The following is a 24,706-nucleotide window of genomic DNA, read 5'->3' as shown; positions in this document are numbered from 1 at the left end:
TTCATGAAACTGAACATCAAGACAAAAATCATCCTGGGGTTCACTTCGGCCATGGTGCTCATAGGGCTCACGCTGTTCACCATCGTGTCCCTGAACACCTACTCGGGCACCTTCAACGCCAAGACGGAGTCCATGCGCAGCCAGCTTGCGCAGGTGGATACGGCAGTGAACATCTTCCTTGAGGAAGCGAAGATGAACGCCACCATGCTGTCGCGGTACAAGGGACTACAGCGGGCCGACGAGATCACGACCTCGTACGTGTCGGCCACCCAGCAGCTGAAATCCGTACCGGACCCGGGCGACACGGTCGGCGAAGAGGCCGTGGAACTGTTTTCGCTGGCCCAGGGAACACACCCCAGCTATGTCGAGGTATTCATCGGCACCAAGAACGGCGCATTCGTGACCGCCGTGGCCGACAGCATGATGCCCGCCGGCTATGACCCGCGCAAGCGCCCCTGGTACACCGAGGCCCTCAATGCCGGCGGCAAGCCGTCCCTGTCCAAGGCCTATATGTCCACCACCGGTGCCGCCGTGGCCAGCGTCGTGCACACCGTCACCCGTGGCGGCGAAACCATTGCCGTGGTGGGCATGGACATCTCCCTCGCAAACCTGACCGCCATCACCGAGGCCATCCGGCTGGGCGAAACCGGATACGTGGTCCTGGTCCAGGATGACGGCGTGGTCCTCGCCGACCCCAAGACGCCGGACAACAACTTCAAGAACGTCTCCGAACTCGACGCCGCCTACAAGGAACTCTTCAACCTTGCCAGCGGCGAGACCGAGGTGAGCCTGAACGGCGTGGAAATGGTCGCCGTGGTGCACACGTCGAAAAACGGCTGGAAGATTCTGGGCATCATGGAAAAAAGCGAGATAATGGCCCCGGTCTACAGTAACCTCTGGCAGTTCTCGGTGGCCATCATCATCTGCCTGGGCGTGGTCATCGCACTCATCTGGCTGTTCATCGAAAGGATGCTCATCAGCCCCATCCAGGCCATTGTCGGTTTCCTGAACCGCGCCGCGGGCGGCGATTACACCCACCGGGTGGATGTCCACCGCAGGGACGAGATCGGCACCATGGTGCAGGCCCTGAACACCATGTCCGACAAGCTGGTGGAAGTGGTGGCCCAGGTGGTGGAAGGCAGCGCCGAAGTGGCCGCTGGAAGCGAGCAGCTTTCGGCCACGTCGGAATCCCTTTCCCAAGGGGCCACCGAACAGGCGTCCTCGCTTGAGGAGGTGTCCTCATCCATGGAAGAGATGGCCTCCAACATCGAGGCCAACGCCAAGAACGCCCACGACACAGAAGGCATCGCCCGCAAGAGCTCGGGCAATGCCGAGGAAGGCGGCCAGGCCGTGGCCGAAACCGTTTCGGCCATGAAGCAGATCGCGGAAAAGATCTCCATCATCGAGGACATTGCCCGCCAGACCAACCTGCTGGCGCTCAACGCGGCCATCGAGGCGGCCCGCGCCGGCGAGCACGGCAAGGGCTTTGCCGTGGTTGCCGCCGAAGTGCGCAAGCTGGCCGAACGCTCGGGGGCCGCGGCCGCCGAGATCAGCGAGCTCTCCTCCAACAGTGTGGCCGTGGCCGAAAAGGCGGGGGAAATGCTCAGCTCCCTGGTGCCGGACATCCAGAAGACCGCGGAACTGATCCAGGAGATATCCGTGGCCAGCAGCGAGCAAAACAGCGGCGCGGACCAGATCAACTCGGCGCTGCAGCAGCTGGATCATGTGGTGCAGCAAAACGCCTCGGCCTCCGAGGAGATGGCCTCCACCTCCCACGACCTGGCGGACCAGGCCAGTGAACTGCAGCACATCATCTCCTTCTTCAAGGTGGACGGCGGCGGCAGGGCAACCCCGCTGCGCCAGGCCCCGAAGGCCCAGCGCAAGCAGCAACAGCTGCCTCCGGCGGCTCCGCCCAAGAAGAAAGCCGCCCCGGCGGCCCCCAAGCGCTCTGCGGCGGCCCCTGACGCGGGCAAGGGCGTGGCCCTGGAAATGGACATGTCGGACGACGACTTTGAAAAGTTCTAAGTAAGACAGACACCCCTCGTGACAAGGAAGGCCGCGCCGCAAAAGCGGCGCGGCCTTCCACTGTAACCGGCAATTTCCGGAAATCTAATGACGCCTTTCCCCGTGGTAGGCCAGGGTCTTCATGAGCTGGGAAATCTCCAGGGGCTTGTGCAGCAGCCCGTCCATGCCCACGGCCTCGAAGCGTTCGCGGTCCTCGTCGCCCGCATAGGCGGTCAGGGCGATGACCGGCACGTTGAGGGACATTTCACGGATGCGCCGGGTGGCCTCCAGGCCGTCCATGACTGGCATCTGAATGTCCATGAGCACCAGGTCGTACTCCTTGTGCGAGAGGGCCTCCAGGGCCTCGGCCCCGTTGGGGACCACCTCCACGCTGTGCCCGGCCCGGTCCAGGAGGGTCTTGACCAGAAGCTGGTTGGCGTCCTCATCCTCCACATAGAGAATATGCATGGGCACCGTGGTCTGGCTGAGCTGTTCCACCAGCCCGGCGGAAATCCGGCTCGGGCACTCGCGCATTTCCAGGGTGAAGGCAAAGGAACTCCCGGCGCCCACCTCGCTGCACAGGTAGAGACTGCCGCCGAGCAGGTCCACCAGCCGGGCCGCGATGCTCAGCCCCAGCCCGGAACCGCTGTACCGCTTGGTCATGTAATGCTCGCCCAGGGCGAAGTTCTCCAGGACCGAAAGCTGCTTGTCCGGGGGGATGCCGATGCCCGTATCCGAGACAATGAACCGGATGCGCCGGACGCCTCCGGCCTCCCTGCCCGCGTCCTGGACCCGCAGGGATATTTCCCCGGCAAAGGTGTACTGGACCGCATTCTTGAGCAGGTTGATGAGCGCCTGCTTGAGATGCAGGATGTCGCCATGCAGTTGGGTCGGCAAAGACTTGTCGTAAAAGACGTTGAAATCTAGCCCCTTGAGCTTGGCCTGCACCGAGGCGGTGGCCAGCATGGGCTCCAGGCTCTTGCGCAGCCCGAATTCGCTGTCCCGGCGCTCCATGCGCCCAAACTCGATGCTGGACAGGTCGAAAAGGTTCTTGAGCAGCTCGAGCAACTTGTCCGAAGACAGCTTGAGCATTTCCAGGTATTCGCGATGCTCCGGATCCAGCTCCTGGCCGAGGAGCAGCTGGACCATGCCCACGATGCCGTTGAGCGGCGTCCGCAGTTCATGGCTCATGTTGGACAGGAACTGACTCTTGGCCTCGCTGGCGATCTCTGCCCGGTCCCGGGCCTCCATCAGTTCGCGCTCAATGCGCTTCTGCTCGCTGATGTCGCTGAAGGTCACCACCACCCCGGACACGCGCCCCTTCTCCACAATGGGCATGCACTTGTAGGACACCGGGAAGCTGGTGCCGTCTTTGCGCCAGAAATATTCATTGCGCCCGCGACTCGGCTTGCCCGTTGCCAGGGTCCTGCTGATGGGGCAGCTTTCCTCGGGGTAATGACTGCCGCCCAGGTGGGTATGATGGCATGCCTTGTGGGAGCTCTTGCCGGTGAGCTCCAGGGCGTCCCAGCCCAGCATTGCCGCCGCCGCCGGATTGACGAAGGTGATGCGCCCGTTGACGCCGATGCCGAAGATCCCCTCGCCCGCGGCATTGAGGATCATGGCGTTCTGCTGGCTCACCTTGGCAAAGGACTCGTCCGCGCGCTTGCGCAGGGTCACGTCCACGGAAATGCCGCAAAAGGCGTAGGCCTGCCCCAGGTCGTTGAACAGGGGGAAAAGACTGGTGGAATAATAATTCTTCCTGCCGCCCACATCGATGCAGTCGTCCACCATCATGGACTGCTGGGAACCGGTCAGCTTGGCCAGGCGGGCATGGAAGGTCCGCGCCACCTCCACGGGCAGCAGGTCCGCAAAGGTCTTGCCCACGATTTCCGTGCCGGGCAGCCCGATGACGTCGCTGCAGGCCTTGTTGACCATAAGGTAGCGGCCCTCGTTGTCGAAAATGGAAATAAGCATGGGGCTGAAGTCCATGATGGCCTGCAGCTTGCGGTGGGCCTCGCGCGATTCCTCGGTGCGCTCCTCAACCCGCTGTTCCAGTTCCGCCTTGGCCTGGCGCAACTGCCCTTCCACGTTCTTGCGCCGGGTAACGTCGTTGAACACGAGCACCGAACCCGAAAACTTGTCCGACACGTCCACCATGGAACTCCAGTCCACGTTGTAGGTGCGGAGCTCGCCCCGGACCTCGACCTGCTGCTCGAACGACTTCTGCTGGCCGAAACGCGGCCCGAACCGGAGCGCATCCATGAAGGGCAGCAGGGATTCCACGGGCCTGCCCATCCAGGACTGCTCCTCCACATCCCCGGCATGATCCACGCCGCCGTAATGCAGGGGGCCCTTTCCGGCCTCATCGGCGCAAAGCCTGGCCCCGGCCTCGTTCATGTGCATGACCAGGTTGTTCTCGTCCAGCAGGAACACCGGAGAGCGCAGGCTTTCCAGCACGGTCATGAACTGGTTTTTCTGATTGGTGACCTGGCGGTTCTTGTGCTGCAACTCGGCGATGAACTCCCGGTCCTCCTTGCCGGTCCATTCCACGCTGATGCCCAGCTCGAACCGGTCGAAGCAGCCGATGACGAAACGCCTGTAGTCGGGAAGGCTGGGGAATTCGGCAAAGAACTGGTCCGCGAAATCGAGATAGGTCTGCCGGTAATACTTGAGCAGGCCGAGAAACATGCCGATGGGGATGCCCCGCTCCCGGTGCCGCTGCCCTTCCAGAACCCCGAAACGGGCAATGGGGTCGCCCGTGAAATTGTCGCCCGCTCCGAACGGAGGCAACGCGCCGCCCTTGGATTCTATCTGGCTGACTATGGCGTCCGTGAGCCCGGAAATGGAAACCTGCCAGGCCTCCACCAGGGTCGAGGTATAAGGTGTGTACCCGTATTCCTTGGCATAATGAAGGATGCGCTGCATAAGCCACGCTTCCTTTTCCTGAAGGCGTTTTGCCAGGACCTGCATGTCACGCTCCGTGCAGTTTGCCTGTCCGCCCCCTTCCAGCGGACAGGACATGCTCCCCTACTATCCTTTTTTCCACCGAAAGCCACAGGCTGCAATTAGAATCCCCTTTTCCCCGGAAAAACAAAAGGCCGCCCCAAAGGAGCGGCCCAATCGTCATTGCGGCAAAAAAGGAGCTATTCGCCCAGATAGGCCTTGCGGATGTCCTCGTTGTTGAGCAACGCCTTGGCGTCATCCTCCATGACCACGGAACCGGTTTCCAGGACATAGCCCCGGCCGGAGGCCTGCAGGGCCAGGTTGGCGTTCTGCTCCACCAGGAGCACGGTGACGCCCTGGCTGTTGATTTCCTCGATGATCCTGAAGATCTGCTGCACGATGAGCGGGGCTAGGCCCATGGACGGTTCGTCCAGGAGCAGCACCTTGGGGCGGCTCAGGATGGCCCGCCCGATGGCCAGCATCTGCTGCTCGCCGCCGGAAAGGGTGCCGCCCAGCTGCCTGCGCCGTTCACGCAGCTTGGGGAAGAACTCGAAGGCCCGCTCCATGTCCTCCTTGATCCCTGCCGGGTCCTTGCGGAAGAACGCGCCCATCTCCAGGTTCTCGGTGACGGTCAGTCGCGGGAAGATGCGCCGCCCCTCGGGAACCTGGCACAGGCCCATGGAGGGCAGCACGTCCGAACCCACGTCGTTGATGCGCTCGCCCCGGTAGAGGATGTCCCCCTTCCTGGCGTGCACGATGTTGCAGATGGTCATCAGCGTGGTGGACTTGCCCGCGCCGTTGGCGCCGATGATGGAAACGATCTCGCCCTTGTGCACCTTCAGGGAGATGCCCTTGAGCGCCTCGATGTTGCCGTAGGCCGAGGTCACGTCCCTGAGTTCGAGAATGACTTCTTTGCTGTCGCTCATATTCTTCATATCCAGTTGGCTTGAGAACTAATCCATTTCCTCGGACCGGCGGCCCACCCGCTTGGCGGGCCAGATACCCTTGGGACGCACCAGCATCATCAGGGTCATGACCCCGCCGAAGACCAGCATGCGGTAAAGGTCGAACTCGCGGAAGACCTCGGGCAGGGCGATGAGGGCCAGGGCCCCGAGGATGACCCCCGGAATGGACCCCATGCCGCCGAGCACCACCATGGCCAGCACCATGGCCGACTCCAGGAAGGTGAAGGACTCGGGGCTGACAAAACGCATGCGGGAGGCGAAGAAGGCCCCGGCAAATCCGGCGAACACCGCGCCCGAGGCATAGGCCAGCAGTTTGAGCAGGAAGGTGTTCACGCCCATGAGTTCGGCTGCGGTCTCGTCCTCGCGGATGGCCTCCCAGGCGCGCCCGATGCGCGAATAGTTGAGCCGGTAGACCGCGATAATGGTGCAGATGGCGATGAACAGGATCACGTAGTAGTACATCCAGACCTTCTTGACCCAGAGGTGCTCCAGGGAAAACCCGTTGGTGGGGTCCAGCCAGGACAGGCCGGGCCGCTGGATGCCGGACAGGCCGTTGGGGCCGTTGGTCAGCTCCATCCAGTTGTTGAGGATGAGCCGCACGATTTCCCCGAAGCCCAGGGTGACGATGGCCAGATAGTCCCCGCGCATGCGCAGGGTCGGGTAGCCGATGATGCAGCCGGCAATGGCCGCCAGGGAGCCGGCAATGGGCAGGCTCATCCAGAAGGAAAGCTGGAAGTGGATGGACAGCAGCGCGTAGGTATAGGCCCCCACGCCGTAGAAGGCGATGTAGCCCAGGTCCAGCAGACCGGCCAGGCCCACCACGATGTTCAGGCCCAGCCCCAGGCAGACGTAGATGAGCACGTTGCAGGCCACATCATGGCCGTAGCGGCCGGTCATGGCCGGGAAGGCCAGGGCAAAGGCCAGAACCATGAGGATGGGAATCCACTGCGGCACGGCAGAATAGACCTTCTGGGTGCCGTCGGCGAGGGACGCCCCCACCTTCTTGGCCCCGTCGAACACCCCGCGTATGTTCAGTTCGTAGACGATCATGATGCACAGGGCGGCCACGGCCAGCTTGCTCCACAGGGCGATGGTCGGACCGAACTCGAAGCCTTCCGGTTTGATGCCCAGGAGCGGCCACAGGATGATGAACAGCCAGATGAGGCCGATCCCGAAGGAGGCCCACCTTTTCTTAAACTCTTGTATCATCGACGTTCTCTCCCATGATGCCGGTGGGCCTGAAGTACAGGACCGCGATCAGAATGATGAAGGCGAACACGTCCTTGTATTCGCTGGAAAGATAGCCTGCGGCGAAAATCTCGACCATGCCGATGACCAGGCCGCCGATCATGGCGCCGGTGATGTTGCCGATGCCGCCGAGCACTGCTGCGGCAAAGGCCTTGATGCCGGGCACGAAGCCCATGGAATAGTTCACCGAGCCGTAATAGAATCCGACCATGATGCCCGCTGCCGCGGCCAGCCCCGCGCCGATGGCAAAGGTCAGGGAAATGATCTTGTTGGAATTGATGCCCACCAGCGCGGACATGATCTTGTCCTGGGCCGTGGCGCGCATGGCCTTGCCGATGCGGGTCTTGAACACGAGCAGGTTCAGGGCCACCAGCAGCCCGGCCGTGATGAGGACTATGTAGATCTGCATGTAGGAAAGGACCACATTGCCGAATTCGAAGCCCCCTGCGGTCATCTCCGTGGGATAGGCCTTGTCGTACACGCCCTGGGTGAGCATGAGGCCGTTCTGGAGGAAGATGGACATGCCCAGGGCCGAAAGCAGCACGGACAGGCGCGAACTGCTGCGCAGGGGCTTGTAGGCCACCTTTTCCACGGCCATGGCCAGCAGGGCGCAGTAGGCCATGGTCAGGCCCAGGCCCAGGCCGATGCACAGCACCGGGCTCACCCCCTGCGCCGCCAGGTAGCTGATGATGATCACACCCATGTACCCGCCCGCTGCAAAGAATTCGCCGTGGGCAAAGTTGATCAACTGGATGATGCCGTAGACCATGGTATAGCCCAGGGCGATGAGGGCGTAGACCCCGCCGAGGGTGATACCGTTGATGAGCTGTTGCAGAAAGTAGTCCATGGAATCTCTTGCGAAAAAGTGTTGGCGGGGCCCGGCGGGGCCCCGCGTATCAAGCTTCAGCTAGTACTTTTCACCGGTCTGGGCGTTCCAGAAGTTGATGTATTCGCCGTTCTGGATCTGGCGAATGATGTAGTTGGAACCGGAATCACCGTTTTCCAGGTACTTGAACTTCTTGGAAGCGCCGTCAATCTCCAGGGACAGCAGGGCTGCGCGGACCTTGTCCAGGTCGGTGGAGCCGGCCTTCTTCACTGCGGCCAGGTAGGCCATGGCCGAGTCGTAGGCATAGGCGGAATATGCGCCGGGCTTGCCGTACTTGGGTTCGTAGGCCTTGATGAACTTCTGGTAGGAAGATGCCTCGGTGTCCACGTAACCGAAGGTCAGGTACATGCCGTTGGCTGCGTCCTTGGCGATCTCGATGAGCTGCGGGTGGTACACGGCGTCCTGGGCCAGGTACACGGCGTCGATGCCCATGCGCTTGGCCTGGATGACCAGGAGCGCGCCCGTGGCGGAGTTCTGCAGGGAGACGTAGAAGACGTCCGGGTTGGCGGCCTTGACCTTGGTCAGCACGGCGGAGAAGTCCTTGTCGCCCTGGTTGACATGGTCATGTCCCAGCACCTTGATGCCGGCGGCGGGGCTCGCCTTTTCCACGTTGTCGGCCAGGCCCTGGGAGTACGCGGTCTTGTCGTCCACCAGGTAGATGCTCTTGGCCTTGACGAAATCCTTCATGAAGCGCACGGCGGCCTTGGACTGGTCATCGTCGCGGCCGCAGGTGCGGAACATGTTCTTGAGGCCGCGCTCGGTCACCTTCTCGTTGGTGGAAGCCGGGGTCAGCATCATGATGTCTTCCTCATCCAGGGTTTCGGATGCGGGCAGGGTGGCGCTGGAGCAGTAGGCGCCGATGACGGCCACCACTTCATCGTTGATGAGCTTGTTGGCTGCCGCAACGGCCTGGCGGGGGTCGCATGCGGTGTCCTGTGCGGACAGGGTGATGTCGTCGAAGCCGGGGATGCCGCCGTCGGCCTTGGTGACTTCAATGGCGGTGCGCACACCGTTTGCAATGTCGTTGCCGTCGGCTGCGTAGGGGCCGGTCAGGGGACTCATGCTCCCGAGTTTCAGGGTTTCCGCAAAGGCGGAGGCGGCGGCCAGGGTCATGGCCAGCACGAGTATCAATGCCAAGATGCGTTTCATTACAGCACTCCCGTGGTTAATGGTTTCCAGCCAAGGTGGTTATTGGCCGAGATATGCCTCGATCACCTTCGGGTCCCTCTGTATCTCCTCCGGTTTCCCCTCGGCGATCATCACACCATGGTCCAGCACCACTATCCTGCTGCAGATGCCCATGACGACCTTCATGTCGTGTTCCACCATGAGCACGTTGATGCCCAGCTCGGAAATGCGACCGATGGTCTCCATCAGCTCATGGCTTTCGGCGGGATTAAGCCCGGCGGCGGGCTCGTCCAGCAGGATGGTGTGTGGTTCGGATGCCAATGCACGGGCGATCTCCAGGCGGCGCTGGTGCCCGTACGGCAGATTGGAGGCCACCTCGTCCGCATAGTCGGCCAGTCCCATGAAACGCAGGGCCTCCAAGGATTTCTCCGCGATGCGTTTCTCTTCCCGCTTCTGGCCGGGAGTGCGGAATATCGCCCGGAACACGCCCGCCCTGCTGCGGCTGTGCTGCGCCACCATGCAGTTTTCAAGCGCGGTCATGTTCTGGAATAGACGAATATTCTGGAAGGTCCTGGCAATGCCCATGGAAAGCACCTGATAGGGACGCAACCCGGTGATGACCTTGTCGTCATAACTCACCTGGCCGTCCGATGCCTTGTACACGCCCGTGATGACGTTGAACACGGTGGTCTTGCCAGCACCATTGGGGCCGATCAGGCCGACGATCTCTCCTTCCTGAACGGAGAAATTCACGTCTGTGAGCGCCTGAAGCCCGCCAAACCGAACACTAATGTCTGAAAGAGTGAGATTTGCCATAATTAACTGTTAGCTTTACGAAAAATATCAAAAAAAAACAAGATGAAAAATATTTTTTGGCATATCGGCAGTTTGTCTTGCTAAATTCGCGCAATACCCCACCTATAACGCACAATAATCAGCAAAGAATACTTTTTTTGTAAAATCATTCTGTTCGCACCCTAATCAGACCGAACATTCCATTGACTGATCGCCCAATCAAACACATTTGTCGTCGCCACCCTCAATCCAGGGGGGTCAAATGTTCTTTTCAGGCAAAACAGCACCCTGAAAATGCGCAATCATGATATTCGGCCAACGCCCGTTTGAACGCCCTGCCGGGAGGGGCTTTCGGATCCCCCGCCCGGCTTTCCGAAAAAAAAGTCCCCCAGCCCGAAGGCTGGGGGACATGCATGCATCAAACGCCGCCGAAGCGGCCAATGCGCCCTTTCGACTACCAGTCGGAGTCGGCAAAGGGGTTGGAGCCGAAACCGAAGTCGGCTTCGGGCTCGCCGCCGGTGGAGGGGGCGTCGCCGGAAGCGCCGGAAGCGGCAGCATCGCCCGCGGGGGCTGCGCCGTCGGCAGCGGCCACACCGGCCACCACAACGCCTTCCTTCTTGACCTTTTCCACTTCGGCCAGCAGATCGTTGAGTTTCTTGATGTGCTCGTCGATCTTGGTATTGGAGCTCAGGATGGCCTTTTCAGCACCGGCGGAAGCAGCCTCGAAGGTCTTCAGCTTGGCTTTGATGTCGGCAATTTCCTTGTCCTTGGCGGCAACGTCGTCCTTGGCCTTGGCCAGATCGGCCTTGGCGGCGACGTTTTCAGCCTTCATGGTCACCATGGCTTCCAGCACAGCCTGTGCGGCGGCCGGGTCGCCCATGGGAGCGATCTTGATCTGGTTGCCGAGCTTGGCGATATCGCCTTCGGCATACTTGGTCAGTGCGGGCTCGGTTTCATAGATGTAAGCCTTGCACAGGGCCTGTGCCACGGGGGCAACGTCGGCGTCCACCACATCGACCTGCAGCAGGTAGGCGAGCATTTCCAGTTGGGAAGCGTCAGCAGCCTGGCCGCGAAGGACGGACACGAAGGTGTTCATCGGAAAAACTTTAGCTTCAGCCATTTCAATCCTCCTTAAGAGAATAGCTTTCTAATATTTCCAATCCCATGCAGCCTTACTTCGCGGCGCCCATGGGGATACGACCAATAGTCTTGGCGTAGGACAGAGCCACAGTCCTGTAAACCAGGTGGCCCAACTTGGACCAGGGCAGGTATGCCAGCAGCATGAACACTGCCACCAGGTGCAGGAAGTAGGTGGGGTACGCCAGGACAGCGATATTCAGCAGCCGGAAGATCTCGGAGCCGATACCGGTGAGGGCGATGGCCCAGATCACCAGCAGCAGGTACCAGTCGTAGAAGCTGGAGCCCTGCTTTTTCGGGTCGAGGGACTTGCGGCGCTGGGTCAGCTGCCACAGGCCGTAGACCATCATGATCGCGCCGAGGTTGGCCAGCACCTTGATGACGCTGTGCTGCGGCATCGGGGTGGAACCCAGCAGGGAGAGCAGCTTCACGGGACCGATTTCCAGACCCATGATGTGCTCCAGGAACCAGGCGCCGAACCAGTGTCCGGTAGCCACGACGCCGGTGACGAACATCAGGATGATGAACGCGTACATGAGCATCTTGTGGCCGAAGGAACGCTTGGCGTCGGCAGCGTCTTCACCGCAGTCGTTGAACTGGGTGTGCTGCAGGACCTCGTTCTTGAGGGTGTCGATGAAGGCGGCCAGGAAGCCGGGCTTCTCGGCGCCGGTGAGGTCGTACACTGCCGGGGAGCTCTTCAGACCCGCCAGCAGCTTCTTCACGCCAGCGAAGAAGCAGAACGCCATGAAGGCGAACACTGCGCCGAAGATGGGGTCGATGAAGAAGTCGCCCGGGAACAGGCCGCCGTAAATGACGGCGCCGTCCGCGGCGGGCACCCAGCCGTGTGCGCCGTCAGCGGCGAACAGCGGGAAGGCGCTGCCGAACTTGGCTGCCTGCAGGGACCACAAGAAGAGGTAAAGGACGGCCGGGACAAGGGCGAGGATCAGGGTCCCGCCGAGGTTGGACATCAGTTTACCGATGAAGCCCAGAGGAGCCATCTGGCGGTAGGCCATGTTCCGCAGGGCGGCCAGCAGGTCGCCCGGCTTTGCGCCGCGGGGGCACAGGTCGGAACAGGTTCCGCAGTTGTGGCAGAGCCAGATATCAATATCGTTGACCAGGCGGTCCTTGAGACCCCACTGCGCCCAAACCATCTCCTTGCGGGGATAGGGGCTGTCAGCCGGGGACAGCGGGCAGACCACGCTGCAGGTCGCGCACTGGTAGCATTTCTTGAGGGAATCCCCTCCAACTGCCTGCAACTCTTTTACGAATTTCAGGTCCGGTTGTACCCTGACGTTGTTCGACATGGTCCGTACCTCCTAGTAGCCCTTGAAGGGGTTGGGGCCGAAGTTGGTGGTGATGTTGGAAACGAAGTCCTCGATCAGTCCGGGTACCTTGTCGTACTCGTCGATGGACAGTTCGTACTGTTCCACACGCTCGGGCTCGACGCCGAGGCGGCCAAGGGATTCCGCAATGTTTTCCTTGCGGCGGCTGCACAGCTCGGAGCCCTTCATGAAGTGGCACTGGTAGTCATCACCATACTTACAACCAAGCATCATCACGCCGTCCACGCCCTTACTCATGGCGTCGGCAACCCAGATGGCGTTGACGGAACCGAGGCAGCGCACCGGAATGAAGCGCACGTACGGGTTCCACTTACGGCCACGCATGGCGGCCATGTCCAGAGCCGGGTAAGCATCGTTTTCGCAGGTGAGAACGATGATGCGCGGGCCGCCTTCCTCGATCTTGTCGGGGACGTTGACCTGCTTGATGGTCATGCCGATCTGGCCGATGTTGTAGTTGTCGAAGGAGATGACGCGTTCCGGACACGCACCCATGCAGGTACCGCAACGGCGGCAGCGGGTGGGGTTCGGCTTCGGAGTTCCCTTTTCATCGTCATCCAGGGCGCCGAACGGGCACTCTTCCGTACACCGTTTGCACTGGGTGCAGCGGGTGAAGTTGAAGATGGGGAAGCTCAGGTCGCCGGAGCGCGGGTGCACTGCAACGCCGTGGTTGGCGGATTCGATGCACTGCACGGCCTTGAGGGCCGCGCCAGCGGCGTCTTCCCGGGCAAGGCCCAGGCCCATGGGCTGGCGAACCGCGCCTGCGGCGTACACGCCGGTGCGGCGGGTTTCGTACGGGAAGCAGACATAGTTGGAGTCCGCGAAACCGTCGAAGAGTTCCAGGTCCGGGAATGCCGGGCCCTGGCGGTAGACCAGGTTGATGGTCGGGTCGGCAGCGGTGGTCGGCACCATTGCGGTGGGCAGGACCACGATGTCCGCGGCGATCTCGATGCTGTCGCCGAGCAGGGTGTTCTTGGCCACCACAACCGGGGAGCCGCCCTCTTCCTTGACAGCCACGACCTCGGCCTTGGAAAGCATGACGGCCGGGTTGTCCTGGGCAGCCTTGTAGTACTGCTCATTGATGCCCGGGACCATCATGTGGTCGTACAGGATATAGGCCATGCCGCCGGCATCGGCGACGTAGTTGGCCTGCTTCAGGGCCACCAGGGAAGTCAGCTCGGAGCTGTAGGCCAGGTGTTTGGCGGATTCCTTGTTCGAGTAGGCAAAGGATTCGCACTCTTCGTCCGCGCCTTCGGCGGTTTCGTCACAGGGCAGCTCTTCCACGGGCTCGCAGGCTTCGCCAGCCACGTAGGAAACGCTTTCCATGAACTTGCCGGGATCGCAGATGAAGCACACGGTCTTGGAACCCAGGCTGCCCGCGGCGGCCATTTCTTCCAATTCCTTGGTGGTGATGACGTTCTTGATCTTGCCGTAACCCAGGGGAGCGAGATACTTGGCATCGCCGGGCACCCAGCCGGTGGCCAGCACGATGGAGCCGATCTCGAAGTTTTCCCCGTTGGCCAGGGTCACGTTGTAGTTGCCCGGAGCGCCTTCCACGGTCTTGACCGTGGTGCCCTTGAAGACCTTGACCTTGCCGTTGCCTTCGACTTCGGCGATCAGGGCCTCCACACCGGTTTCCTGGGTGCGGTCATAGGGGTAGGCCAGGGGGAAGGAGGCCTTGAAGCCGGCGGCCTTGCCGCCCAGCTTGCCGTCCTTTTCCACCAGGACCACGTCGTAGCCGAGGGAGGCTGCGTTCAGCGCGGCGTTGAGGCCGGTGAAGCCGCCGCCCATGACCATGACGGTCTTGACGGTGGTGGGCAGTTCGGGATCGGGATTCTTGCTGCCGTTGATCTTGGCGATGCCCATGTTGACGTAGTCCTTGGCGATGACTTCCATCTGACCGGGCAGCTTCGGATCGTCCTCGAAAGACCAGACGCAGTGTTCGCGAAGGTTGACGCGCTCGACCTGGGTCGGGCCGTCAAACTTGAACACATCCCATTTCACGCGCGGGGAACAGGCGCAGCAGACAACACCGTCGAGCTCGTGCTCGGCGATGTCGGCCTCGATCATGGCCTTGCCTTCCGGGCTGCAGAGCACCTGGCTGGACTTGGCCACCTTCACCAGGGAAGAATGCCTGCCGTTCTGCGCGAATTCGGCAAGGGCATCGATATCGAGATTGGCCCCGATATCGCAGCCTCCACAAATATATACACCAAGCTTTTCAGCCATTTCTCATTACCTCCCAACAACGGTTTGGATCGCTTTCATCGCGGCGCTGGTGCCGGACTGGGCGGTCTTCATGACGTCGAGCGGCTGCTTGGCGCAACCAGCGGCGATAATGCCCTGCTCGTCCCCGCCGACAACGAAGCCTTCTTCGTCCATGGGGGCGCCTGCAGGCACCTGTGCGCCGGCCATGCTCGGCTGCATGCCGGTGGCCAGCACCACCATGTCGAACTGCTCGTCGCTCTTGATGCCGGTGACGGCGTTTTCGACGGTGACGATGGGGTTCTTGGAACCGTCTTCGACGATGGCGGCGACCTTGCCCTTGACCAGGCTCAGCTTCGGATCCTTTTCGGTCATGGCCTTGAACTTGTCGTAGCGGCCCGGGGTACGAAGGTCGATGTAGTAAACGGTGACGGACGCATCCGGATACTGTTCACGCAGGTAGCGCACGTGCTTCAGGGAAGCCATGCAGCAGATGTAGGAACAGTAGTTCAGATGGTTCTGGTCGCGGGAGCCCGCGCACTGCACAAAGGCGATGCGCTTGGGCGCGGCCTTGTCCGAGGGGCGGACAATCTTGCCGCCGGTGGGACCGTTGGGCGCGGCCAGGCGCTCGAACTGCATGTTGCTGACAACGTTGGCCAGCGTGCCGCCGCCCAGGTTGTCCAGGTTGGACAGGTCGTAGGGCTTCCAGCCGGTGGCCCATACAACGGAGCCGACCTTGAGGTCGAAAACCCGTTCCTTGTCGTCCAGGTTCACGGCGCCGTAAGAACATGCGTTCTTGATGGCTTCCAGTTCCCCTGCATCGCAAGCGTCCTTGTCCAGGACATAACGCTGCGGGAACGCGAACGGATGGGTGATGTAAGCGGACTTGCGCTTACCGGTACCGAAATCGAATTCGCTCGAAACGGTGGTGCTTGCAGCCTTGGCGCATTCGCCGCAGGCAGTACATTTTTCGTTGATGTACCTCGGGTTCTGCTTGATTTTCACATCGAAGTTACCGGGACCGCCGGACACGGACTCGACCTCGGCCATCGTGAAAACCTTGACCCTGGGATTCTTCTTGATGCGCTGGAACTGGATTTCCAGGCCGCAGGAAGGAGGACACATCTTCGGAAAATAGTGCTTGAGCTGCGCCACCCGCCCACCGAGGTAGGGTTTGGTCTCTACAATGTACACCTCGTGCCCTACTTCGGCGGCTTCGAGGGCGGCGGTGATTCCAGCGAATCCTCCGCCTACAACGAGAATACTGTTATTCGACATTCTCACACTCCTCCCTAATGATGTTGAGGCTCAGCCAACAAAATGGCCTAAACCCAGACTGGAAATCCCCTGTTCCAGCCTGGATTCAGACCATTTTCACCAGGTCTGAGAAAGGTAAAAAGGCGGCTGCGGTCTCGCCGCAGCCGCCTTGGAACTCATCTCTTATGCAGGGATGATCTGGTAGTACGCGCGCTTGAAGATCTTGGTTTCTTCGGTAGCGGGATCGTACTTGGAGTTGCAGAAGCACTTCCACTTGCTGTCGTCCAGACCCATGAAGTCGCCGCGGTAGTAGAAGCCCGGGTAGCGGGATTCTTCGCGGAACTCGATGTGCTGCATGTGCAGGCGGACAGTCCACAGGCGGTGGAACTGTTCCCAACAACGCATCAGTTCGTGCAGGTCGCGGGCGGCCAGTTTCTTGGAGTCTTCTTCCAGCATGCCGAGCAGCCAGAAACCGGTGTTCAGCAGAGCCTTGGAAGTCATGTACAGGGTAGCGACACCGCCGCCGTATTCGTCGGTGGCCTTGATCAGGCGCATCATGAAGTTGTGCGGGGTGATGTAGTTCGGGTTGACGACCGGGTCGGTGGAGATGGCAGCACCGGCCTTGTAGGTTTCCCAAGGCTGGTAGATCTCTTTGGCCAGGTCGGCAGCGTTTTCTTTCAGGGTCGGCTTGAAGTCCTTGTGGTCAACAACCCAACGGACCATCTGCTTGCCGACGATGCGGCCTTCAGCGTGGGAACCGGAGGAGAACTTGTGACCGGAGGCGCCAACGCCGTCAGCACAGGTCCACAGGCCGTTAACGGTGGTCATACGGTTGTAGACCTTGCCGTTGTCAGCCTTGACCTTGTATTCGTCAGGCACCCAGGATTCGTCCGGACCGGAAGCCCAGATACCGCAGCAACCGGAGTGGGAACCCAGGAGGTACGGTTCGGTGGGCATGATTTCGGAACCGCGGTCTTCAGGAGCGCAGTTGGTGGCTGCCCAGAGGTTGGCCTGGCCAACGCACATGTCGAGGAAGTCTTCCCAAGCTTCGGACTCAAGGTGCTTCCACTCGGGGCTGGTCAGGTCACCGTTGACGGTGTTCAGCAGAGCGGTCTTGGTGTCCATGTAGATCGGGCCGCGACCTTCGCGCATTTCGCGAAGCATCATGTGGTTACGCAAGCAGGTCGGGATGATGTGACCCTTGGCGTAGCCGCGATCTTCGTAGGGCTTCAGCATTGCGCGGTTGGTTTCGCAGTAGTCTTCACCCTTGTAGTTGGTGGCTTTGGCCTTGAAGAGCAGGAACCATGCGCCAACCGGGCCGTAACCGTCCTTGAAGCGGGCGGGGACGAAGCGGTTTTCCATCATGGTCATTTCTGCGCCAACCTGAGCGCACATGGTGTAGGTGGAACCAGCGTTCCAGACCGGGTACCAAGCACGACCCATACCTTCACCAGTGGAGCGCGGACGGTAAACGTTCACGGCGCCACCGCAGGCAACGACAGCGGCGTTGCAACGGATCAGGTACACTTTGTTTTCACGGGTGGAGAAACCAACAGCGCCGGCGATGCGGTTGGGCTCGTTGGCGTCCAGGAGCATCTTCACGATGAAGACGCGCTCGAGGTAACGCTCTTCACCGAGGGCGTTCTTGGCGGCTTCAGCAACGATGCACTTGTAGGACTCACCGTTGATCATGATCTGCCAACGGCCGGAACGGACCGGAGCGGAACCGGTGCGGATGGAAAGACCTTCGGACTTTGCTTTTGCGCCGTCGAGGTTCTTGCCGTCTTTCTTGACCCAAACGGGGAGGCCCCATTCTTCGAAGAGGTGAACGGAATCGTCAACGTGGCGGCCGAGGTCGAAGATCAGGTCTTCGCGGACCAGGCCCATGAGGTCGGTGCGGACCATGCGGACGTAATCGTCAACATCGTTTTCACCGCAGTAGGTGTTGATTGCGGACAGACCCTGTGCAACAGCACCGGAGCGTTCGAGGGCAGCCTTGTCAACCAGCAGAACGGAGATGGACGGATCAACTTTTTCGACCCAACGGACAGCTTCGAAAGCGGCGCCGCAGTTGCCCATACCACCGCCGACCATCAAAATGTCGACGTCTTTTTCAATGATTTCGGGTTCGGCCAGGGCCACACCCTTAGGGGCTTCTTTAATGGGAAGCAGAGGCATAGTTTCCTCCTACTGTTATCGGTTCAGTGTATCAAACCAGTTAAGCAAGTAGCGAATAAGTTAGAAGGAACTAACCTTCCAGTTCGCCGGCCTTCCACACGCGGGTCATGTCAGCGTCGGAAACTTCAGCCTTCTGGGCCAGGGCTTCCTTGGGCGCTACCAGTTCGGTCTCGGTGAACAGCAGTTCGTTTTCGAGATCGCCCGGCTCGGGCTTGCCTTCAAAGGGTTTGATGGAACCTTCGGGGGTGGTGCGGATGGGGAACTTGAACCGCTTCACACTGCCGTTACGGAACTTGATGGTCCACATGATGTCTTCAGCGGAACGCATGGGGATGGAGGTACCACCCATGGGTGCGAAGTCAGCATAGGGGCGTGCTTCAATGGCGCCCTGCGGACAAATCTTCACGCAGGAATAGCATTCCCAGCATGCGGACGGTTCCTGGTTGTATGCCTTCATTTCATCGGCATCCAGGATCATCAGGTCGTTGGGGCAAATGTACATGCAAGCGGTCTTTTCGCCACCCTTGCAGCCGTCACATTTTTCCGGGTTAACAAAGGTCGGCATAACTTCTCCTCCTAAAGGGTTTATTGATGAAAACAATTACCGACATCCTCTACCGTGTTGGTGTCCACCTAACTCATAGGTGGAGTTTGCGAAGTAGCAAGACGGCACGCCAATGTCAACGTGAAAGTGAATTTTTGAACAAGCTTCGAACGCAGCCGCGCCAAAACGGGATGTCGTGCGTAAAAGCCTTGTCCACAAAGGGTTTTTTCTCATCAGACACTACGTCGCCACACCGGCGCACCACCAAGCAAACCACTAAGGCTCATAGTTCATCCCGCCGTTTTTCCGCAAGGAATAATTGAATAGGAAAAGATATAATAACACTAAAATATTAACTTACTGAAATTGATAGCTTTTTTCAAAAAGAGTCTCTTCGGACTTTCTAGACTTTGTTTTGATATAGTCTAAGAGCCTGTTTTCGCCATTTAGCCTGTGATTCCGAGGCTTGCAGCCCGAGAAAAATCTGCTTGACACGACTTTCACAAACTGCAAGAAAGGGTTGCCTTATTCGGGTGAAAAAGTATGGCTGAAATTGCTCCACGTGGGAGTCTGGTCATACAATTGTTAGGTTATTAAACCTTAATAAATCAAGAGTGTTAGGAGGCTTACACATGTCCAAGCTGGTACCCCCTCATGGAGGCAAAGGTCTTGTTTGCTGTCTGCTGGAAGGCGCTGATCGCGACGCAGAACTGAAAAAGGCTGAAGGCCTGAAGAAGCTCGAAATTTCCGCCCGCGCCAAGGGCGACCTGATCATGATGGGCATCGGCGGCTTCTCTCCGCTGGATGGCTTCATGTCCAAGGCTGACTGGAAAGGCGTCTGTGAAAAGTTCCTGATGGCCGACGGCACCTTCTGGCCCGTCCCGGTCACCCTGGACACCGATGACGACTCCATCAAGGAAGGCGAAGAAATCGCACTGGTGAACAATGGTGAAGTTTACGCCACCATGAAGGTCACCGAAAAGTACGAAATGACCGACGCCGATAAGAAGTGGGAATGCGAAATGGTCTACAAGGGTGACGGCGAAGACTCCGCAGACGACAAGTTCTGGGAAGTCGCCATGGAAGATCACCCGGGCGTCCAGATGGTCATGGCTCAGGGCAAGTTCAACCTGGCCGGTCCCGTCAAGGTCCTCTCCGAAGGCGACTACGCCGTGCGTTTCCCGGGCGTCTACCTCACCCCCAAGCAGATCCGCGACGAAATGGAAAAGCGCGGCTGGGCCAACGTTGCCGCTCTGCAGCTGCGTAACCCCATGCACCGCTCCCACGAATTCCTGGCCAAGATCGCCATCGAAGTGTGTGACGGCTGCGTCATCCACTCCCTGATCGGCAACCTGAAGCCGGGCGACATCCCGGGTGATGTCCGCATCAAGTGCATCCAGACCCTGATCGACAACTACTTCGTTGCCGACAACGTCATCAACGCCGGTTACCCGCTCGACATGCGTTACGCCGGTCCCCGCGAAGGCCTGCTGCACGCCACCTTCCGTCAGAACTACGGCATCAACAACATGCTGATCGGCCGCGACCACGCCGGCGTCGGCGACTTCTACGGCCTGTTCGAAGCTCAGGACATCTTCGATCGTATTCCGTACGTGACCGAAGCCTGCCCCGCACCGGGCAAGGCTCTGCTCTGCAAGCCCATGAAGATCGACTGGACCTTCTACTGCTACAAGTGCGACGGCATGGCCTCCATGCGTACGTGCCCGCACACCAAGGAAGACCGCGTCATCCTGTCCGGCACCAAGCTGCGCAAGGGCCTGTCCGAAGGCGCAGAAATCCCGGATCACTTCGGTCGTGACGAAGTTCTCGTGATCCTCCGCGACTACTACGAGAACCTGACCGAAAAGGTCGAAGTCAAGATGCAGAAGGCCGCTTCCGGCGCCACCATGAAGTAAGCACCGCTTACCTCAGCATCGATCATACAGAGGGGGCGGCCATTCGGCTGCCCCCTTTTTTTGAAGGATGCCGGGCATGAACGTCCCGGGCCGCCTTCCGGATCCATGAACTTTTCGCCCTCGGCTTTCCCTTAATCATTTATTTGATGCTTCCGAAGCTTGCCACCCGGACTTTTTCCGGCTACACGGGTCTACCTTCCCTGCGGGGAAGAAAAATCACATAGGAAGACACGGTAAGACCAATGACCAGAGAAATGTCTGAAGAGACTAGCAAGTCTCAGATCGTCAAAGACAAGCGATATCGGGAAATTGCCGATATGGATCGGAAGATTCTCTCCTTTATCGAGCAGCGCGCGGCCATCCTGCGCAGGGAAGGCTCCTGGCGCCGCTCCAAACAGATGTCCAAGGTGGACCCGCAGCTCGAAAAAATGCTGCGCGCCTCCTGGGAGGAAGCCGGCACAGGCCTCGGCCTGGATCCGCGCCTTTCCCGCCAGGTATTCGGACTTCTGAACCAGTTCGCCCTGCAGCAGGGCCGAACCGCCAGCCCCACAGGGGCCTACAACCTCGCCCCCGGCCGCGAGCCCGCCCAGGCGCGCATCGACGGCCCCCGTTCCCGCCGACTCTCCTGCATGTGGGCCGCCATGGCCGCTTCCGCGGGACAATCCATCACTCTTGAAAACGTTTCCGAAGCCGGATCGGTCAAGGACTTCGCCAAGGCGCTGAGCCAGGCTGGTGTGGCTTCCGAATGGCAGGACAACGCACTTCGCATCCTGGAAGGCGACGGCATGGCCTTTGAAAACGCCATGATCTTCGCGGGCGGCGACAAACTGAATTTCTACCTGCTGCTCACCTTTGCCATGGGCTACATGGGCCGCTGCAAGTTCACGGGCCAGCCCCTGCTGCAGATGCTGGACCTGGGCCCGCTGAACAAGCTGCTGCCCAAGCTGGGCGCGCGCCTCGCAACCATGAACCCCAACAACCCCGGCCTGCCCGCGCGGTTGGAAAGCGGCGGCCCCATGGACGAGGACGTGACCATGCTCCCCGGCATCGACGCCGAATTCACCGGCGCCCTGGCCCTGGCGGCCTGGAGCTTCCCGGGCGGCTTGACCATCAAGGGCATCGCCCCGGCGCATCGCCCGGCCGTGGAAGACGCGGTCTGCGTGCTCCGGGCCTGCGGCATTGACGCGGAACTCAAGAAGGACACCTGCACCGTGTCCGACGGCATCCCCGAAATCCCGTCCGCTCCCGAACTGCCCCTGGACGTGGAGCTTGCCTCCACTCTGCTGGCCCTGCCCGCCTTTTCCGGCGGTTTCGTGGAAATAGCCGGAGCCTGGCCCGAAACCGCCCAGGCGGCCGTAGTGCGCGAAAGCCTCGAGTCCATGGGCGTCACCCTGGAGGCTGGCGACGACGGCATCAAGGCCACGGGCGGCGACGTCCCCCGGGGCGCGGAGATCAAGCTCGGCGTGTACCCGGAACTCTATCCCCTGGCCCTGGCCTGCGGCCTGCGCAGCGGCAACGCAGTGCTCTCCGGCGGCCCGGTGCCCGAGGTGGCCGTGGAGCTGCTGGACCGCATGAACGCGGACTATGACGCGGACGAGGAGACCCTGACCCTGCGTTCCAGCAGGCTGGACTGGGGCGGCGCATGGGACAGCCCGGGCATCGGCTGGACCCTGGCCTGCGCCCTGCTGGCCTATGTGCGGCCGCAGATCGCGCTGACCAACCACACCGAGGTGACCTCGGAGTGGCCGCAGTTCTGGAATTTCTACAACTCGCTTCCCACGGGCCGCATGAAACCGAAGCCCGTCAAAGAGGATCCCAATGAAAAACGCAGGCGCATCAAGGTCAGATAGCGAACCGGCCCGGCTTTCCGACGATGTGAACGTCCTGGAATCCGAGATCGCACGGTTCACCCTGGAAAGGGAAAAGGCACTGACGCGCGTCAAGGAGCTCATGGCTGCGGAAGATCCGAAACAAGGCATCAGCCACCACGAGGAAATCTTCCGACTCCAGCAGGACAAACTGCGCTTTGACGTGGAGATCAAGTTCCGGCAGAACAAGATCAACCGCATCAACCTCGGCATGGACGAAAACGAGGCCGCATCCGGCGGCCCGGCCGACGGTTTCCTGTTCTGAAAAGACACCACCTCCCCTGCCGGTTTCGGCGACCGGCAGGGGATTACCGTATATTGATTGATAGGAGTGCAACACATGGGCAAGAACATCACCCGGAAGATCATCGAGAAGCACCTTCTCGGCGGCTCCATGGTCCCCGGCAGCGAAATCGACCTGAGAATCGACCAGACCCTGACCCAGGACGCCACCGGCACCATGGCCTACCTCCAGTTCGAGGCCATCGGGCTGGACCGCGTCAAAACCGATCTGTCCGTCAGCTACGTGGACCACAACACCCTGCAGATGGGCTTCCGCAACCCGGACGACCACCGCTACCTGCGCACCGTGGCACAGCGCTACGGCGTGATCTTCTCGCCTCCGGGCACCGGCATCTGTCACCAGCTCCATCTTGAAAATTTCGCCAAGCCCGGCGCAACGCTCATCGGCTCGGATTCCCACACCCCCACCGCGGGCGGCATCGGGGTCCTGGCCATGGGGGCGGGCGGCCTTTCCGTGGCCCTGGCCATGGCGGGCGAGCCCTATTCCATCCCCATGCCCAAGGTGGTCAAGGTCAACCTGACCGGCAGGCTCCAGGGCTGGGCCGCAGCCAAGGACGTGATCCTGAAGCTGCTGGGCATGCTCACGGTCAAGGGCGGCGTGGGCAAGGTCTTTGAATACGCGGGACCGGGCGTGGCCACACTCACGGTTCCCGAGCGCGCCACCATCACCAACATGGGCGCGGAACTGGGGGCGACCACCTCCATCTTCCCCAGCGACGAGCAAACCCGGCGCTTCATGGCCCAGATGGGCCGCCCCGAGGACTTCTCCGAGCTGCTGCCCGACGCGGACGCCGAGTACGACGAGGTCGTGGACATCGATCTTTCGGCCCTGGAACCGCTGGTGGCCCAGCCGCACATGCCCGACCTGGTGGTGCCCGTGCGCGAACTGGCCGGCCTCAAGGTGGACCAGTGCGCCATCGGCTCCTGCACCAACTCGTCCTACGCGGACCTCAAGACCACGGCAAAGATCCTGGAAGGCAAGCGCATTCCGCCGAGCACGGACCTGCTCATCTCCCCGGGCTCCAAGCAGGTGGTCAAGATGCTGGCCGCGGAAAACCTCATCGAGCCGCTGCTGGACGCGGGCGCGCGCCTGCTGGAATGCACCTGCGGCCCGTGCATCGGCATGGGCGGATCCCCCACTTCGGCCGGGGTGAGCGTGCGCACCTTCAACCGCAATTTCGAGGGCCGCAGCGGCACCCAGGACGCCAAGGTCTACCTGGCTTCGGCCGAAACCGCCGCGCGCCTGGCCCTGGACGGCCAGTTCACGGACCCGGCCACCTGGGGCGAGCGTCCCGAACGCGTGGAGCTGCCTGACTCGGTCCCGAGCATCCGCGACCTGTTCGTGTTCCCGCCCGAGGACGGCTCCGGCGTGGAAGTGCTGCGCGGGCCCAACATCGTGGCCCTGGAAAAATTCGAAACGCTGCCGCAGAGCGTGAAGGCCAAGGTGCTGCTCAAGGTGGAGGACAACATCACCACCGACCACATCCTGCCTGCGGGTCCGCAGATCACGGCCCTGCGCTCCAACATCCCGGCCATCAGCGAATACATCTTCTCCCGCGTGGACGAAGGATTCGTGGGCCGCATGAAGGAGGCCGGCACGGGCGTCATCCTGGGCGGGGAAAACTACGGACAGGGCTCCAGCCGCGAGCATGCGGCGCTCGGCCCGCGCCACCTGGGCGTCAAGGCCGTGGTGGTCAAGTCCCTGGCCCGTATCCACCGCGCCAACCTGGTCAACTTCGGCATCCTGCCGCTGCTGCTGGAAAACCCGGCGGACTACGACAGGCTGGAACAGGGCACGGGCCTGACCATCCCCGCGACCGAGATCAGACCCGGCCAGACCGTGGCCCTGGTCACGGACAGCGGCGAATCCATCCCGGTCATAAATGATTTGACCGAAAAGGAACTAGAGATTATCCAATCAGGTGGCCTGTTGAACGCGGTCCGCAACAGGCAGAGTCAACAGTAATCGATTAAAACGTATTGGGGTTC

The 24,706-nt window shown here is 60.9% G+C and carries 17 protein-coding genes; 5 read left to right on the top strand and 12 right to left on the bottom strand.

Annotated features, from left to right (window positions below; translation table 11 throughout):
- Positions 1-3 precede the first annotated feature (3 nt).
- Positions 4-2,025, top strand: a complete 2,022-nt coding sequence (locus FGL65_RS18460) for a methyl-accepting chemotaxis protein (RefSeq protein WP_250645580.1) — start codon at positions 4-6, stop codon at positions 2,023-2,025.
- Positions 2,026-2,109: 84 nt separating this feature from the next.
- On the opposite strand, the gene FGL65_RS05490 is transcribed toward FGL65_RS18460, so the two are convergent.
- The 12 genes from FGL65_RS05490 to aprB all read right to left on the bottom strand — a co-directional run bounded on the left by FGL65_RS05490 (position 2,110) and on the right by aprB (position 18,651).
- Entirely contained in the window at positions 2,110-5,025 is a 2,916-nt protein-coding gene (locus FGL65_RS05490) for a PAS domain S-box protein (RefSeq protein ID WP_147820049.1), read from the bottom strand.
- Positions 5,026-5,147: 122 nt separating this feature from the next.
- Positions 5,148-5,873, bottom strand: coding sequence for an ABC transporter ATP-binding protein (locus FGL65_RS05485; protein WP_147820048.1), 726 nt, complete (start codon positions 5,871-5,873; stop codon positions 5,148-5,150).
- A 27-nt stretch (positions 5,874-5,900) separates the two neighbouring features.
- Positions 5,901-7,121, bottom strand: a complete 1,221-nt coding sequence (gene livM / locus FGL65_RS05480; RefSeq protein WP_147820047.1) for a high-affinity branched-chain amino acid ABC transporter permease LivM — start codon at positions 7,119-7,121, stop codon at positions 5,901-5,903.
- Positions 7,105-8,007, bottom strand: a complete 903-nt coding sequence (locus FGL65_RS05475; RefSeq protein WP_147820046.1) for a branched-chain amino acid ABC transporter permease — start codon at positions 8,005-8,007, stop codon at positions 7,105-7,107. Before FGL65_RS05475 ends, livM begins: the two co-directional genes overlap by 17 nt.
- A 60-nt stretch (positions 8,008-8,067) precedes the next feature.
- Positions 8,068-9,195, bottom strand: a complete 1,128-nt coding sequence (locus FGL65_RS05470; RefSeq protein ID WP_147820045.1) for a branched-chain amino acid ABC transporter substrate-binding protein — start codon at positions 9,193-9,195, stop codon at positions 8,068-8,070.
- Between the two features lie 39 nt (positions 9,196-9,234).
- The gene (locus FGL65_RS05465; protein WP_147820044.1) at positions 9,235-9,990 is read right to left on the bottom strand and encodes an ABC transporter ATP-binding protein; all 756 of its coding nucleotides are present in this window, start codon (positions 9,988-9,990) and stop codon (positions 9,235-9,237) included.
- Between the two features lie 433 nt (positions 9,991-10,423).
- A complete protein-coding gene (locus tag FGL65_RS05460) occupies positions 10,424-11,089 on the bottom strand; it encodes a hypothetical protein (protein WP_147820043.1) in 666 nt (221 codons plus the stop codon).
- Positions 11,090-11,141: 52 nt separating this feature from the next.
- The gene (gene qmoC, locus FGL65_RS05455) at positions 11,142-12,410 is read right to left on the bottom strand and encodes a quinone-interacting membrane-bound oxidoreductase complex subunit QmoC (protein ID WP_147820042.1); all 1,269 of its coding nucleotides are present in this window, start codon (positions 12,408-12,410) and stop codon (positions 11,142-11,144) included.
- A gap of 12 nt (positions 12,411-12,422) precedes the next feature.
- On the bottom strand, positions 12,423-14,675 hold the full coding sequence (locus FGL65_RS05450; RefSeq protein ID WP_147820041.1) for a hydrogenase iron-sulfur subunit: 2,253 nt from the start codon (positions 14,673-14,675) through the stop codon (positions 12,423-12,425).
- Between the two features lie 6 nt (positions 14,676-14,681).
- Positions 14,682-15,929 carry a CoB--CoM heterodisulfide reductase iron-sulfur subunit A family protein gene (locus FGL65_RS05445; RefSeq protein ID WP_147820040.1) on the bottom strand — a complete coding sequence of 416 codons (1,248 nt, stop codon included), beginning with the start codon at positions 15,927-15,929 and terminating at the stop codon, positions 14,682-14,684.
- 162 nt (positions 15,930-16,091) lie between these two features.
- The gene (aprA, locus tag FGL65_RS05440; RefSeq protein ID WP_147820039.1) at positions 16,092-18,086 is read right to left on the bottom strand and encodes an adenylyl-sulfate reductase subunit alpha; all 1,995 of its coding nucleotides are present in this window, start codon (positions 18,084-18,086) and stop codon (positions 16,092-16,094) included.
- 70 nt (positions 18,087-18,156) lie between these two features.
- Positions 18,157-18,651: an adenylyl-sulfate reductase subunit beta gene (gene aprB, locus FGL65_RS05435; protein WP_147820038.1), complete on the bottom strand. Its 495-nt coding sequence runs from the start codon at positions 18,649-18,651 to the stop codon at positions 18,157-18,159.
- Positions 18,652-19,262: 611 nt separating this feature from the next.
- Here aprB and sat point away from each other — a divergent pair.
- The 4 genes from sat to FGL65_RS05415 all read left to right on the top strand — a co-directional run bounded on the left by sat (position 19,263) and on the right by FGL65_RS05415 (position 24,683).
- The gene (sat, locus tag FGL65_RS05430) at positions 19,263-20,546 is read left to right on the top strand and encodes a sulfate adenylyltransferase (protein WP_147820037.1); all 1,284 of its coding nucleotides are present in this window, start codon (positions 19,263-19,265) and stop codon (positions 20,544-20,546) included.
- A 317-nt stretch (positions 20,547-20,863) separates the two neighbouring features.
- Entirely contained in the window at positions 20,864-22,396 is a 1,533-nt protein-coding gene (locus tag FGL65_RS05425) for a chorismate mutase (protein WP_250645579.1), read from the top strand.
- Positions 22,365-22,679, top strand: a complete 315-nt coding sequence (locus FGL65_RS05420) for a hypothetical protein (protein ID WP_147820035.1) — start codon at positions 22,365-22,367, stop codon at positions 22,677-22,679. Before FGL65_RS05425 ends, FGL65_RS05420 begins: the two co-directional genes overlap by 32 nt.
- A 75-nt stretch (positions 22,680-22,754) precedes the next feature.
- Positions 22,755-24,683 (top strand): aconitate hydratase, encoded by a 1,929-nt coding sequence (locus FGL65_RS05415; protein WP_147820034.1) that lies wholly within the window; start codon positions 22,755-22,757, stop codon positions 24,681-24,683.
- The last annotated feature ends 23 nt before the right edge of the window (positions 24,684-24,706 follow it).

The sequence above is a fragment of the Salidesulfovibrio onnuriiensis genome (genome assembly GCF_008001235.1).
GTDB lineage: Bacteria > Desulfobacterota > Desulfovibrionia > Desulfovibrionales > Desulfovibrionaceae > Pseudodesulfovibrio > Pseudodesulfovibrio onnuriiensis.
The sequence above is the reverse complement of the archived record's forward strand: the minus strand, read 5'-3'. Positions and strand labels throughout refer to the sequence as shown.